Below are 13839 nucleotides of genomic sequence, written 5' to 3'. Positions count from 1 at the left end.
CATCACTGCGCTGTTTTCTTTCGGTACATCTTCCCGTTCCAATAGAAGAATCGTGAAGTGAGGCCACCGTATTTTACAATGCGCCTTGCCATTTTGTGCATATTCTTTTGTGCTGATACTTTTTGATCTGATAAATAAATACCAAGTAACCCTCGGCTTACAAGGCGATGAAACTTCGCATGAGGCAAATCACCAATGCTCTTCTCTGCTTCTTCTACAAAGTGTTTCATCCGATCTAATATTGCTTGCTCATTTTCGTAATAACTACAGAAATTCAAATCCCCGCCAGCGCGGTCTTCTTCTTGATCAATGAAATAATCAAGTAAGATATGAAGTCCTTGTACGTAAGGGAAGTACCCTTGTCTAATTTTCACAATATCTTCATCATGTAATTCATCATGAAAGGCATATGCGACAAGACAGAATATTCCAAGTGTAGAACCGGCACATGCTGAAAATTCAAACCAACTCATCTCTGGTAAGTTTTCTTTATGCGCTTCAAACCACTTTTGTAATCGTGGTTCTCTTTCTTCTAATTTCACATGTTTATGAATTTGCAAATCACAATAATAACAAGCAAGTTCATGAAGAATAGGAGCAATTTTGTCATAGTGCTTCGTTTTCTTTAAAACATCTTGGCACGTTTCAACAAGTTCATCTAAATAACCACCATCATCTTGATCATCACGATAACGATAATAATTACCGCCACCTTCTACTTCAGGTGACAATGCCATTAACATCGATTCATGCAACGCGGCAAAATCATTCGGATCAAGTGATGTACTGCGATCACATAAATTATCTAAGTAGTCACTAATCGTTTGATATGCGACGATAAAACGAATACATTCCTCACGGTGTTCATTTGCTAATAGCGCTAAAATGCCACCGCCTTCGCAATGAAACGTTTTATGCTCAATACTTGCGATTGCCTGACTATGAAGCTCATCATTCGGAATATGGTAGGCACGCTCTTTCCACATCGCTAGCTCATGGTGTACAACCGGAAACACATCACGGTATACTTTCGCCATGAGCGTTATGGGATTACTCGGTACGTTCACTTCTTCCTTCATCTCCTCTATTCAATGTACAAATAATTTACTTATTTGTTTCTATTATGTTATTGATGCGTATTTCAGTAAATGACTGAATATAATTCAAAATTTCATCACGCTCATACTCGTTTAATAACTCATGATAACAATTCGGCCATTCTTTATATGCCTTATCACTTATTTTAACATTATCAAACCAAGTGCGGACACGTATTTTATCTACAAGTTTATCCTCACATGCTTGCATTAGCAATAGTGGAACATCTGGAAAATCACCTATTTTTTTATGAGCAATTTCAATAGACTTAATTAATTCACTATACCAACGTACTGATACTTTGCGCAAGAACAATGAATCATTCTCCATCGCATCTCTCACTTCATGGTTACGTGTTGACATTTCCACTGTAAGATTTGTTGCAAATTGCAATTTTGGAGCAATAATATTTAATATTTTTGAGGCAGCTTGAAGCGGTGCAGAAGGTGCAGCTAATACGCCTAAACATGGCGAACTTAAAATAATGCCGTCTACATCTTCTCTCTTTGTTTCTTGCATCATACGAATGACGATAAGACCACCCATACTATGACCAAATAGAAAAATAGGTAATCTGTACTTTCTTGCCTCTTTCACCCATAGTTTAACTTCCTCTATGTATTCATCAAACGAATCAATATGTCCTCTATTTCTTGAAGTCGTTCCATGTGACGGCAGGTCCCCCATCACGACGTGGTAGCCGATATGATTCCACATTTCCGCAACGGCTTCATAACGTCCGTGATATTCCATTGCGCCGTGTACAATAACGATTACAGCTTTCGCTTCCTCTGCTTCATAATTCCACATACGGCTCTCCTCCATTTCACTCTTTCTCATAATTTGATACACTGAAACTAGTCTCTAGGAAAGGAAGGCTTTACATGATATATCCTTACAAAGAAAAAAATCCGAAAATTACGAGTAGTGCTTTTATCGCTGACTATGTTACCATTACAGGCGATGTTTCCGTTGGCGAAGAATCAAGTATTTGGTTTAATACAGTCATACGCGGCGATGTATCACCAACAATCATTGGGGACCGTGTAAATGTACAAGACCAATGTACACTTCACCAAAGCCCACAATATCCTCTTATTTTAGAAGACGACGTAACAATTGGGCATCAAGTTATTTTACATAGCTGTCATATTAAAAAAGATGCTTTAATTGGAATGGGATCTATTATATTAGATGGTGCTGAAATTGGAGAAGGAGCCTTTATCGGTGCTGGAAGCCTCGTTTCACAAGGAAAGAAAATTCCACCGAATACGCTAGCTTTCGGTCGTCCAGCGAAAGTCGTTCGTGAGTTAACAGAGGAAGACCGTAAAGATATGGAGCGTATCCGCACACAATATGTTGAAAAAGGTCAGTACTATAAATCATTACAGAAATAAAATTCCGCTGCCATAAGATTGGCAGCTTTTTTATAAAAAAACTAACTTTTTCTTTACAAAACATTATTACTCCCTCAACAAAATCTTATTAAAATAAAAGCTAATATCTCCATATATATGTAAACGAGGGAGGAGAATTTTCATGAAGGTCAGTGGATTATATAAAATAGAATGTTACATTTTCAAAGGTATTAACCGATACTTTGATCAAAAAACATTAAATATCTTTTTCAGCAATATTACTCATATCGGTGGTGCTACTTTCTCCATCACACTCACACTGTTCTTTTTAATTTTCGCAGGTGGAACTTTGCACCAAGCTGCAATTGCAACTGCTATTTCGTTAGCAATTAGCCATATTCCTGTGCAAATATTAAAAAGATGGTATCCACGAAAACGTCCTTATTTAACAATTCAGGATGCAAAATATCCAGTCCATCCATTAAAAGACCACTCTTTCCCGTCTGGTCACACAACAGCCGTTTTCTCTGTCTTTATTCCATTTATTTGCTATAATCCAAGCTTATTTATTTTTCTATTACCGTTAGCATTATGCGTTGGTATTTCGCGCATTTATTTAGGGCTTCACTATCCGTCTGATGTATTCGTCGGTATGTGCCTCGGCACTTGCTCTGGCATCATCTCTTTTTATCAATTCATCCCACTTTTCACATAAAGGAGTGATATGATGAGAGTCGCCATTTTTACCGATACTTTTACGCCACAAGTGAACGGGGTTGCGAAAACATTAGAGCGGTTAACACGATATTTTCAGAAAGAAAAAATCGCCTATTCTGTTTTCGCACCTCAGCATACAGCTGAAGATAATTTCGTAGCGAATGTAAACAAGATGAGAAGTATCCCGTTAGCAATATTATATCCAGAATGTCGCTTTTCTTTTCCTACTCCGCGCATTAAACGAGAACTTCTTTCTTTTAAACCTGAAATGATTCACATTGCTACACCTTTCAACATGGGACTTTGTGGATTGTATTATGCAAAAAAGTTAAACATACCAGTTGTCGGTTCTTATCATACTGATTTCGATGCTTATTTACGCTATTACAAAATCGAATTTCTCTCCAATATGCTTTGGAACTATTTAAAGTGGTTTCATAGTCATATGCAAAAAAATTTCGTACCCTCTCCTGAAACATTACATCAATTAAAACATAAAGGCTTTCAGGCCCTCTCTATTTGGGGACGTGGTGTAGATTGCAATCTCTTTCATCCATCTTACAATACAGACCTATTCCGAAAAAAATATAATATTACAGCGAAATACGTCCTTTCCTATGTTGGACGGATTGCTCCTGAGAAAGATATTGATACGTTGCAAAATCTTATCGTTAAATCAGCACATACTCGAAGCGACATTCATTGGCTTATAGCAGGAGACGGTCCTCTAGCAACAAGTCTTCGTGAAGATGTTCCGAAAACAAATGTCACGTTTACTGGCTATTTACAAGGTGCAGATTTAGCTGAAGCATATGCTTGTTCTAACATCATGGTATTTCCATCAGCTACTGAAACATTCGGGAATGTTGTACTTGAATCGCTTGCATGCGGTACACCTGTCATCGGTGCAAATAGTGGCGGGGTTAAGAATATTATTACAGATGGAAAAACGGGAGTTCTTTGTCCACCAAAAAATGAGGACGCATTTCTATCATCCATTTATTCTTTATTACAAAATGAAGAAAAACTGGAGCAGATGGGAATGGCAGCTTCATCTTATGCGAAATCAAAAAGCTGGGATGAGATCTTTCGTGGCTTGCTTAACCAATATGAAGAAGTCCTTCAGCATAACGCATCAGAGTTGCTTGCTTAAATAGAAAAACTCCCTTCCAAAAAACGAAGGGAGTTTATTACACAGTTGTAAACTTTACTTGAATAAATGATACACAAGGTGAAATATCACTTTATTCTTATATTCATTATAATAAAAAACAAACATAAACAAACAGACTTGTAATAAAAACCCACAAAAATTAATATATGGTTATGCAGTATTTTAACTGTATAGTAATTTTAAGAATTCCCCTTAAAATCAACTTACTCACATACCTTTATACGGTAATTGTTCCCCAATTTCTGTATACCAAAAAACCTTTCATTCATTTGAAAGGTCTTTTTGAGCCTGCACATATTCTTCTTTCGTATTCACATTTATAAACCAATCTGCATTCGCTTGTACATCTTCACCAGCAATATATTTCACATTACATTGTGATAAAAGCTGACCCATACTTCTTTTTTCTTCTTGAAGCAAAGTATAAATCTTTTCTTTCACGCGGTTATGATACGCTGCAAGTAGCGGTTGTTTCCTTCCATTAATAATAGGTACAACTGCATCACACTCATCACCCGTTTGCTCCAGTAAAATGGTAAACCATTCATGCGAAACATTTGGCGCATCGCAAGGCATAATAGCATACCAATCTGCTTCTATGTATTCCATACCTGATACAATCCCTGCAAGCGGTCCATTCCCTTTATAGTGCGGGATATCTTCTATAACAGGAACTTGTACGAATTGCTCTACTCGCTCTTTTATATCAGAATGACTAATGACTACAACATCTTGGAGCGTCCTTGTCATCACTTTCAAAATATGCTCAATAAACGTACTCCCTTGCCAGCTCGCTAACGCTTTCGGCTCACCGAATCTACTCGACATACCGCCTGCTAACACAATTCCAGCCCATTTACTCATTGGCGATGCAGCTCAAATGTAATATGACCTAGTTCTGGTAAAATTAATTTATTCATCGCAAGGCGAACCGCTCCGCTCGATCCTGGCATCGAGAAAACTACTTTGCGCCCAATTGTACCACCAATCGCTCTACTTAACATTGCGCTGCTTCCGATATCTTCTAAATAACTAATCATGCGGAACAACTCACCAAATCCGACAATTTCTTTATCTAATAACGCTGATACTGCTTCAATTGTGACATCGCGTTTCGTAATACCAGTTCCGCCATTTGTTAATACAACATCTACGTCTTCCTTATGATAACCAGCTAACACAGCTTGCTGAATACTTTCTTTATCATCTTTTACAATTTCATAAGAAGTCACTGTATGGCCTGCTTCTTTTAACAATTCATGTAATAGTTGTCCGCTCTTATCTGTCTCTTCTGTACGTGTATCGGAAATCGTTACAATCTTGCAACGCACTTCTTTTGGCGCTTGTTTTTTATGTTCGGTTACGCTCATTTTTTATCTTTCCTTTCTTAAAGACTTTTCTTCATTTTATCATACATACCTTTACACAATTATGTATGAAGCCGATGATGCATCATGATACAATATAAGTATACTAATCCACAAAAAGGAAAATATAAAACATTCTTTCTTATCCCCTATAGACTTCACATCGTTAGCTATCCTTTAACTTTTCTTATATTTTCTACATAGTAGAATGCAGTTTTTAAAATTACACTACCAAATCAATCGGAGGTCTACCTATTATGGAACTATACAAAAAATTAACAACAACATTCATCCTCTTATTCGTCGCTTCCATCACTGTTGGCTTTTCTCTAAAAGGCGCAATTCCATACGCTACATTAGTAAGTATTCTATTCGCCACGCTATTTTTACTAAGCAGTGCATTTTGCGCGGGTAAAGCACGTCAAATGAAAGGTTGATTACATATGTTCCAGAAGAAACCAACCCTTTGCAAATCATGCAAAACAGAAATATAAACGTATGAAAAAATATATTGAGCTAGAAAGAGAAGTACATTGTCATTCATGTATTCAAATAATAAGTAAAAAAAATAAAAAAAGCTTTGCGCTCACTGCGCAAAGCTTTTTTTCATATATTATAGACCAGCTTGCTCTTTTAAAGCTGCAGCTTTGTCTGTACGTTCCCATGTTAGATCTACATCAGTACGTCCGAAGTGGCCGTAAGCTGCTGTTTGTTTGTAAATTGGGCGACGTAAGTCTAGCATTTTAATAATACCAGCTGGGCGAAGATCGAAGTTGTTACGAACTAGTTCTACTAATACGTCTTCAGATACTTTACCAGTGCCGAATGTATCAACTGAAATTGATACTGGTTGTGCTACACCGATTGCGTATGCAAGTTGTACTTCTGCTTTATCAGCAAGACCAGCTGCTACGATGTTTTTCGCAACATAACGAGCTGCATATGCTGCAGAACGGTCAACTTTTGTTGCATCTTTACCAGAGAATGCACCGCCACCGTGGCGAGCGTATCCACCGTAAGTATCAACGATGATTTTACGTCCTGTTAAACCAGCATCACCTTGTGGTCCACCAATTACGAAGCGGCCAGTTGGGTTGATGAAGAATTTCGTTTCTCCATCCATTAATTCTGCTGGAACTACAGCCTTAATTACATGCTCTTTTAAATCGCGATCGATTTCTTCCCATGTAACATCTGGATGATGCTGTGTAGAAATTACAATTGTATCTACACGTACAGGTTTACCATTTTCATCATACTCAACTGTAACTTGCGTTTTTCCATCCGGACGTAAGTATGATAATGTGTCATCTTTACGTACTTCAGTTAAACGGCGAGCTAATTTGTGAGCAAGCGAGATTGGAAGTGGCATTAATTCTTGTGTCTCATTACATGCGAAACCAAACATTAAACCTTGGTCTCCTGCACCAATTGCCTCAATCTCAGCGTCAGTCATTTGACCTTCGCGTGCTTCTAGCGCTTGGTCAACACCCATAGCGATGTCAGCAGATTGCTCATCGATAGATGTTAAAACTGCACAAGTTTCTGCATCGAATCCGTATTTTGCGCGTGTGTAACCAATGCCTTGAATTGTTTCACGAACGATTTTTGGAATATCTACGTAAGTAGAAGTCGTAATTTCCCCCGCTACCAATACTAAACCAGTTGTTACAGTTGTTTCACAAGCTACACGTGCATTTGCGTCTTTTGATAAGATCGCATCTAAAATTGAATCAGAAATTTGGTCACAAATTTTATCTGGATGTCCTTCAGTTACAGACTCAGATGTGAACAGATGACGTTTTTTTGTCATGTGGTAAACCTCCCTACAGTAATTGTATATATTGTACGGAACTCATCCTTAATTTGCCACAAACTGCGACATACATTTATTCTCCCACAAGCATACAGAAAAACCTTTCCTACTTTACATAGAGGAAAGGTTTAATTTGCTACTTGCATACTGCTTTTTGCCCTTCGCTCTTATCGTTCGAGACCTGTAGCCTCGCACAGGTTTTAGCACCTATTCACCTGTATTTACCACTACAAGTGAGGTTGCTGGGCTTCATCGGGCCTGTCCCTCCGCCAGCTCGGGATAAGAGAGTATCCGTCCCAACCTATACTAAAGAAATGATATTCATTTGTCAATTAATATTCACATTTTCCTGAAAGTTTTTCTCAATGCGCCTAAATTGAAATATTAATAAGGAAATAATGTATTCACACAAACAAAAAGAAATAAATAGTATACATTATTTATATAATTGTGTTATACTCTTGTTGGGGATTACGAGAAATATTTCATTAAATGAAAAGGATGGTATATAAATATGAGTACTGTGAATGTCCAAATTGGTTTACACGAATTATTGAACGGAAGCAATGCACAGATTCAACTAAGTGTTCCGCAATTAGTGGAAAAAGTATTAATGCGAAATGAAGGGAAATTGACTTCGACTGGTGCCGTTTCTGCTTCAACAGGAAAATATACAGGACGTTCTCCTAAAGATAAATTTATTGTGAAAGAAGCATCGGTTGCTGACAAAATTGCTTGGGGAGCTGTGAATCAACCGATTTCTGAAGAACATTTTAATAAATTATATACTAAAGTTTTAGAATACTTAAAAGAAAAAGAAGAGTTATTCGTCTTCAATGGATTTGCAGGCGCTGACCGCAATTACCGCCTACCAATTCAGGTTATTAATGAATATGCATGGCACAATTTATTTGTACATCAATTATTCATTCGTCCAACTGAAGAAGAATTAACAACTCATGAATCAGAGTTCACAATTGTTTCTGCGCCGAATTTCAAAGCTGATCCAGCTGTTGACGGTACAAACTCTGAAGCATTCATTATGGTTTCATTCGAAAAACGTATCGTACTAATTGGTGGTACAGAATACGCTGGAGAAATGAAAAAATCAATCTTCTCTATTATGAACTTCTTACTACCTGAACAAGATATTCTTTCTATGCATTGCTCTGCAAACGTAGGTGAAGAAGGCGACGTGGCACTATTCTTCGGATTATCTGGAACAGGTAAAACAACATTGTCTGCTGATCCAAACCGTAAATTAATCGGCGATGATGAGCATGGATGGTCTGATAACGGTGTATTCAATATTGAAGGCGGTTGCTACGCAAAATGTGTAAACCTTTCTCACGAGAAAGAACCACAAATTTTCGATGCAATCAAATTTGGATCTGTTTTAGAAAACGTTATCATTAATAACCAAACGCGTATCGCAGACTATAACGATACTACTTTAACAGAAAATACTCGTGCTGCATACCCTATGCATGCGATCGACAATATCGTACTGCCAAGTGTTGCTGGACACCCAAATACAATCATTTTCTTAACTGCTGATGCATCTGGCGTATTGCCTCCAATCAGTAAGTTATCAAAAGAACAAGCTATGTATCATTTCTTAAGTGGTTACACTAGTAAACTAGCAGGAACAGAGCGCGGTGTTACATCTCCGCAAGCAACATTCTCAACTTGCTTCGGTTCACCATTCTTACCACTTGATGCATCTCGCTATGCTGAAATGCTTGGTGAAAAAATCGAGAAACACGATGCGAAAGTATTCTTAGTAAACACTGGCTGGACTGGTGGCGAATACGGCGTTGGAAAACGTATGAACTTAGGTTACACTCGTGCAATGATTCAAGCTGCATTAAACGGCGAACTTGCGAAAACAGAAACAGCTAAACATGACATCTTCGGTCTTGAAGTTCCACTTCACGTACCAGGTGTACCTGACGAAGTGTTAATGCCTGAACAAACTTGGGCTGATAAAGCTGCTTACAAAGCAAAAGCAATCGAGCTTGCAAATGAATTCAAAGAGAACTTCAAAAAGTTCGACAGCGTATCTGAAGACATTATTAACTTAGGCGGTCCAATCGCTTAATTGCAAACTTTCTGTTGGAATAACCCTTTTACTCATATGAATAAGTGTCGTGTAACCGTAAAGTTCCGCGTACTCACCGACAAAACCCAATGCGGCTTAACGGTTCACACACTTACATAAAAAAGAAGCTTACGTTTTTTACGTAAGCTTCTTTCTATATCTTCTCTCTTCATCCGTGATGTAGTTCGGAAAAATTACAGAAAATTCATTTTATAATTATTCACTTTTCGTTTTTTATGATAAAATTTACATATACAGGAAAGGGTGAGTCCTATGAAAAATTTTTCTCGTACAGGAAAAATATTATTCAGTTATGGAGCCATTCAAATGTTTTGGGGACTTGTGATGCTTAACGTTAATTTATTTGAGCATACAAGTGAAACGATAAAATACATCATTCTAATTACCGGACTAGTTTGTTGTATTATATCCAACTTTTTCAAAGAACCTAAGGGTCATACTAATACTTGATTTCATATTAACTTACTGGAAGCAGAAACCTGTATTTTATGCAAAGCTACGCTTCCTGTTGTACTATCCATCGCCGGATTCTCTATTCCATCTAAAAAGATGCTTTTTATCTTTTTAGCTCTTCGTTAATTCTTTTTCATCTTTCATGCTATAGTATCCTAAATTAACAACAATTAAGAAATAGCCGCCCATAATCCCTACTGCAAATGCCCACATCACCATGTGGTGCTCAATTTCGTACATAATAATAGCACCTAAAATAGCCGCAGCAAAACGATTAAACATACCAAGCGTCGGTGCTTTCGTTTTCTTTACGATACTATCTCCAAGCTTCTCAATTCGTCTCCCTAAAAGCCAAACGCAATACATACTTACGATAAGTCCAATTCCAGCGCCTAAAAAATGTGCTGAAAACGGTGTTAACATCCATCCTATTAACAAAATACCTAGTATATAATACGATTGAATTTTAAATGACCTTAATGACATACTAATCATGCTGTTCTCCTCTTCAGTAATTTTTATCTATCCAACAAAAAATTTCTTTCAAGTTTATACTGCTTACATCCATTTCAATCAAATCAAAAACAACATAAACGATATATTTACGTTGTTTAAATGTTTTTAGGAAATAATATTATACAAGATTTCAAACATCATATTCTTATAATTTGTGACGTTTTTCCAAACATTTTTCGTCCATTTATGAAAAAAGTGATATCAATCTATGAACATACGGATATGATGTAATAAGCACACAAATAAAGGGGGCGTCTAATGATTTATTTTTTAATGGCTCTCATCCACCTTATTATCCCTGCACTTATTGGACTTTCATTGTATTGGTACACGAAAAACCATAGTATTTTCTACGCTGTCCTCGGTGTCCTTCTTCCAGGTATTATTCTTATCACACTCTTCCGTATTCCATTTTTAAACTTAATCCCACTTATTACTGCTATCTTATTTCTCGTCTTCTTACCAAAAATAAAAAAATAGGAAAGCAGATCATAGGTGATCTGTTTTCCTATTTTGATATAGGTTCCCCCGCAATAGAATGAACTTTTACTTTCTCCGATTTCACAAACCATAGACCGAAAAAAATGATAATTCCACCGATTATTTGTTGAAACGATACATATTCATCTGCCCATACAGCTGCAAATAAAACAGCTACAAGCGGCGTTATATACATATATACCATCGTATGTGACGCCCCAATTTTTTGAACACCAACATACCACATCACTAAACCAAATACCGTTACAAAGAAAATCGAATATAGTAAAGCAAATAATGTCATTCCATGTGTAATGTGAAATGGCATTATAAATACGTGTGGTCCACTTAACAATAAGAGCGGAATCGCACCAACTAATGCTGACCATGCGGTAACACGTAGTGCTGAATATTTTTTAATTAATGGACCAGCTAAAACAGGATAAAGCCCCCAGCATATTGATGTAATGAGCCCAATCCCATTCCCATAAAAAGAACTAGCAAGTGAATGCCCTGCTACTAAAACTAATGCTGCCCCACCAAAAGCAATCATAGAACCGATTAACTTTCGAGAAGAAAATTTTTCTTGTTTCAAGAAAATCGCAAATAACGTTGTAAAAATAGGTGAAATAGAAATGAGTAAAGAGGCATTTGTAGCGGATGTATATTTGACAGTTTCCATAAATAATGTTTGATACAGTATAATACCTACAACGCTAACGATGATTAATCTAGGTATATCCTTTCGCTCCATATAAATCGACTTTTCAATAAAAAATGTAAGAAGTAACATAAGCGGTGCCGCCGATATCATCCGAAGTGCAGTAAACTCAATTGCTGTAAATTCTAAAAGTCCATATTTCGCAATCGTAAAATTAATACCCCAAATAATAACGACTGTTAAAAGTAATAACTCAATTCCCCATCTTCTCATGCGTATCCCCTCCGCAAATAAAATTATACAGAAAATTCAATCATATGTACATTTCATTATGTGAAAAGATCTTTATATCTTGCGAACCTTTTGGTACATGAAATTATATCGGCGATTTTCTGGATATATCAGCGCAACTCCGATTATATCGGCGATTTTCTAAATATATCGGCGCAACTCGAATTATATCAGCGATTTTTTAAATATATCGACTTACCAACAAAAAACGATAATAATAGCGACTTATCCAATAAAAAAAGGTGGTTCCAAAATACATTTTGGAACCACCTTTCCTTTACTACACTCGAACGTGTAACTTCATATTTGGATTATAAAACTGGCTCGGACTCTTCAACTGAAAAGTTCCTCCACCTTCATGCCAATCAACTGTTAACTTATCATCCATAAATACAAGCTTTGTGCGATCTGCGATAAAGCTAAACTGACTTGATTCAATATCTACATCTCGCTCATCTTTTTCTGCTACAGCTACTAAATCAATGATGCCGCTCATTACACAACCGCAACCTTCATTATCGTAAAATAACTTTATATATTTCGCTTCACTTGGAATCGTATCCATAATCTTTTTATATGCTGTTTCTGTTACAGTAACGTACATATGTTATTCATCCTCTCTTCTCATATCATTCATATATTGTACCACTATTTTTCTCGGAAAATATATACAGAAAATTAAGAACGATATACGGTATATGTACTAAAGGAGGTTGTATCACTTATGCTCAAATTACTGCGATACCCCATCTTCTTAGGCCTACTCGGTAGCTTTTTAATTTCTAGCGGAATGGTATTACAACATACACTTCCCTATTCTCCTTCTCCTGGTTGGATTTTAGGTTTTATTTGTTTCCTATCCGCTTCTTATTTTGCTATAAAAAAATAAAAATCACTTTAAAAATGTACGATTGATTTACAGTTAATTTTGACGTAGATGTTACTTTGGTTCCACAAGAAAAATGGTGGTTCTAACGGAAACACTGGGCCCACCGGTAGCACCGGTGCTACTGGTAGTGCCGGACCTTCCAGTGCTGGTTTCCAAAGTACCACCGCCTTTAGTCTAGCAGCCGCTCCCAACTATAAAAAAGGACAAGTTGTAACTTATACGAGTAGCGGCTATGTTGTAAAGAAAGATGCGCCTCAAGGTTTTCCTAATATATCTCCAGATTATATCGTATTAGTGAAAAGTGGACCTACGGGGAGTACTGGACCTTCTGGGAGCACCGGGCCCACTGGCTCTACTGGGCCGACTGGCACTGCGGGTAATGCTTCAGCAAAAAGTATTGTGTTTCAAGGAACAAACGCTGGTTTTCAACGTATAGCGGGTTCTCCTGGAATTGACTCTAATGTTATTCCATATGTCACTGTTGGATCTGGTAGTATAGTTGGTTTTGCTGCGTCTATAAATGTAAATAACTTACCTGCTGCTGTTTATACGATTGATATTTGCAGGAATGTCCCCACAAACCTCACTGCCCCTACCTCTAGTTACATTCTATCTACTATTACCGTAACTACTACTGACAAAATTACCGGAACTATAGTATTTTCCATTAAACCGACAGATACTGGCTCGGGACAAATTCAAGTGTTTAATCCTACTCCAGCAATAGGTCCCGCTACTATAAATTGGATTAGCGTTACAACTGGAAATCCAGTTTCTAGAGAAGATGCTATATCTCTTTATATTAACCCTGGAATTACTGAAAGTGCAGTATATTCTATTTTTCTAATCACTAATATTTAGTTCTCTCTTAAAAATAATTTATTTAACAAAAAAGAG

17 protein-coding genes and 1 riboswitch are annotated in these 13839 nt (G+C 37.0%); of the genes, 9 read left to right on the top strand and 8 right to left on the bottom strand.

What is annotated here, in order from left to right; genetic code table 11:
- Positions 1-2: 2 nt before the first annotated feature.
- Complete coding sequence (locus DN390_RS22490) at positions 3-1067, bottom strand: tetraprenyl-beta-curcumene synthase family protein (protein WP_147808486.1); 1065 nt, start codon at positions 1065-1067, stop codon at positions 3-5.
- 37 nt (positions 1068-1104) lie between these two features.
- Positions 1105-1908, bottom strand: coding sequence for an alpha/beta hydrolase (locus DN390_RS22485; protein ID WP_147808485.1), 804 nt, complete (start codon positions 1906-1908; stop codon positions 1105-1107).
- Positions 1909-1982: 74 nt separating this feature from the next.
- Here DN390_RS22485 and DN390_RS22480 point away from each other — a divergent pair, with 74 nt between their 5' ends.
- The 3 genes from DN390_RS22480 (at position 1983) to DN390_RS22470 (ending at position 4326) form a co-directional block, all read left to right on the top strand.
- Positions 1983-2495, top strand: a complete 513-nt coding sequence (locus DN390_RS22480) for a gamma carbonic anhydrase (RefSeq protein ID WP_147808484.1) — start codon at positions 1983-1985, stop codon at positions 2493-2495.
- 142 nt (positions 2496-2637) lie between these two features.
- Positions 2638-3171 (top strand): phosphatase PAP2 family protein, encoded by a 534-nt coding sequence (locus tag DN390_RS22475; RefSeq protein ID WP_147808483.1) that lies wholly within the window; start codon positions 2638-2640, stop codon positions 3169-3171.
- A 12-nt stretch (positions 3172-3183) separates the two neighbouring features.
- Positions 3184-4326 carry a glycosyltransferase family 4 protein gene (locus DN390_RS22470; protein WP_147808482.1) on the top strand — a complete coding sequence of 381 codons (1143 nt, stop codon included), beginning with the start codon at positions 3184-3186 and terminating at the stop codon, positions 4324-4326.
- A 282-nt stretch (positions 4327-4608) separates the two neighbouring features.
- On the opposite strand, the gene DN390_RS22465 is transcribed toward DN390_RS22470, so the two are convergent.
- Together DN390_RS22465 and DN390_RS22460 are read right to left on the bottom strand one after the other, a co-directional pair.
- A complete protein-coding gene (locus tag DN390_RS22465; RefSeq protein ID WP_147808481.1) occupies positions 4609-5211 on the bottom strand; it encodes a molybdenum cofactor guanylyltransferase in 603 nt (200 codons plus the stop codon).
- Complete coding sequence (locus DN390_RS22460; RefSeq protein WP_000117130.1) at positions 5208-5717, bottom strand: MogA/MoaB family molybdenum cofactor biosynthesis protein; 510 nt, start codon at positions 5715-5717, stop codon at positions 5208-5210. The genes DN390_RS22465 and DN390_RS22460 overlap by 4 nt, the downstream gene beginning before the upstream one ends.
- Positions 5718-5971: 254 nt before the next feature.
- Between DN390_RS22460 and DN390_RS22455 the strand changes: the two genes are divergently transcribed.
- Positions 5972-6151, top strand: coding sequence for a hypothetical protein (locus tag DN390_RS22455; protein ID WP_147808480.1), 180 nt, complete (start codon positions 5972-5974; stop codon positions 6149-6151).
- Between the two features lie 176 nt (positions 6152-6327).
- Here DN390_RS22455 and metK read toward each other — a convergent pair whose 3' ends face one another.
- Positions 6328-7527, bottom strand: coding sequence for a methionine adenosyltransferase (gene metK / locus DN390_RS22450; protein ID WP_000163118.1), 1200 nt, complete (start codon positions 7525-7527; stop codon positions 6328-6330).
- Positions 7528-7694: 167 nt separating this feature from the next.
- A riboswitch (SAM riboswitch) is annotated at positions 7695-7816 on the bottom strand.
- 228 nt (positions 7817-8044) lie between these two features.
- Between metK and pckA the strand changes: the two genes are divergently transcribed.
- Together pckA and DN390_RS22440 are read left to right on the top strand one after the other, a co-directional pair.
- Positions 8045-9631: a phosphoenolpyruvate carboxykinase (ATP) gene (gene pckA, locus DN390_RS22445; protein WP_147808479.1), complete on the top strand. Its 1587-nt coding sequence runs from the start codon at positions 8045-8047 to the stop codon at positions 9629-9631.
- Between the two features lie 273 nt (positions 9632-9904).
- Positions 9905-10102 carry a hypothetical protein gene (locus tag DN390_RS22440; RefSeq protein ID WP_147808478.1) on the top strand — a complete coding sequence of 66 codons (198 nt, stop codon included), beginning with the start codon at positions 9905-9907 and terminating at the stop codon, positions 10100-10102.
- Positions 10103-10216: 114 nt separating this feature from the next.
- Here the strand turns inward: DN390_RS22440 and DN390_RS22435 are convergent, their stop codons facing one another.
- Positions 10217-10600 (bottom strand): ATP synthase subunit I, encoded by a 384-nt coding sequence (locus tag DN390_RS22435; protein WP_060632637.1) that lies wholly within the window; start codon positions 10598-10600, stop codon positions 10217-10219.
- A 279-nt stretch (positions 10601-10879) separates the two neighbouring features.
- On the opposite strand from DN390_RS22435, the gene DN390_RS22430 reads away from it, so the two are divergent.
- Positions 10880-11101, top strand: a complete 222-nt coding sequence (locus DN390_RS22430; protein ID WP_000639043.1) for a hypothetical protein — start codon at positions 10880-10882, stop codon at positions 11099-11101.
- A gap of 28 nt (positions 11102-11129) precedes the next feature.
- Here DN390_RS22430 and DN390_RS22425 read toward each other — a convergent pair whose 3' ends face one another.
- On the bottom strand, positions 11130-12035 hold the full coding sequence (locus DN390_RS22425; RefSeq protein WP_147808477.1) for a DMT family transporter: 906 nt from the start codon (positions 12033-12035) through the stop codon (positions 11130-11132).
- A gap of 298 nt (positions 12036-12333) precedes the next feature.
- Positions 12334-12657 carry an iron-sulfur cluster biosynthesis family protein gene (locus DN390_RS22420; RefSeq protein WP_060632639.1) on the bottom strand — a complete coding sequence of 108 codons (324 nt, stop codon included), beginning with the start codon at positions 12655-12657 and terminating at the stop codon, positions 12334-12336.
- 120 nt (positions 12658-12777) lie between these two features.
- Here DN390_RS22420 and DN390_RS30765 point away from each other — a divergent pair, with 120 nt between their 5' ends.
- Together DN390_RS30765 and DN390_RS22415 are read left to right on the top strand one after the other, a co-directional pair.
- Positions 12778-12942, top strand: a complete 165-nt coding sequence (locus DN390_RS30765; RefSeq protein ID WP_179955771.1) for a hypothetical protein — start codon at positions 12778-12780, stop codon at positions 12940-12942.
- A 48-nt stretch (positions 12943-12990) separates the two neighbouring features.
- Positions 12991-13803 carry a collagen-like protein gene (locus tag DN390_RS22415; RefSeq protein ID WP_147808476.1) on the top strand — a complete coding sequence of 271 codons (813 nt, stop codon included), beginning with the start codon at positions 12991-12993 and terminating at the stop codon, positions 13801-13803.
- The last annotated feature ends 36 nt before the right edge of the window (positions 13804-13839 follow it).

Origin of the sequence: Bacillus sp. SH7-1, assembly GCF_008042405.1 — a bacterium.
GTDB lineage: Bacteria > Bacillota > Bacilli > Bacillales > Bacillaceae_G > Bacillus_A > Bacillus_A thuringiensis_N.
Note: the sequence above shows the minus strand (reverse complement) of the source record. Positions and strands in the feature narration are given on the sequence as shown.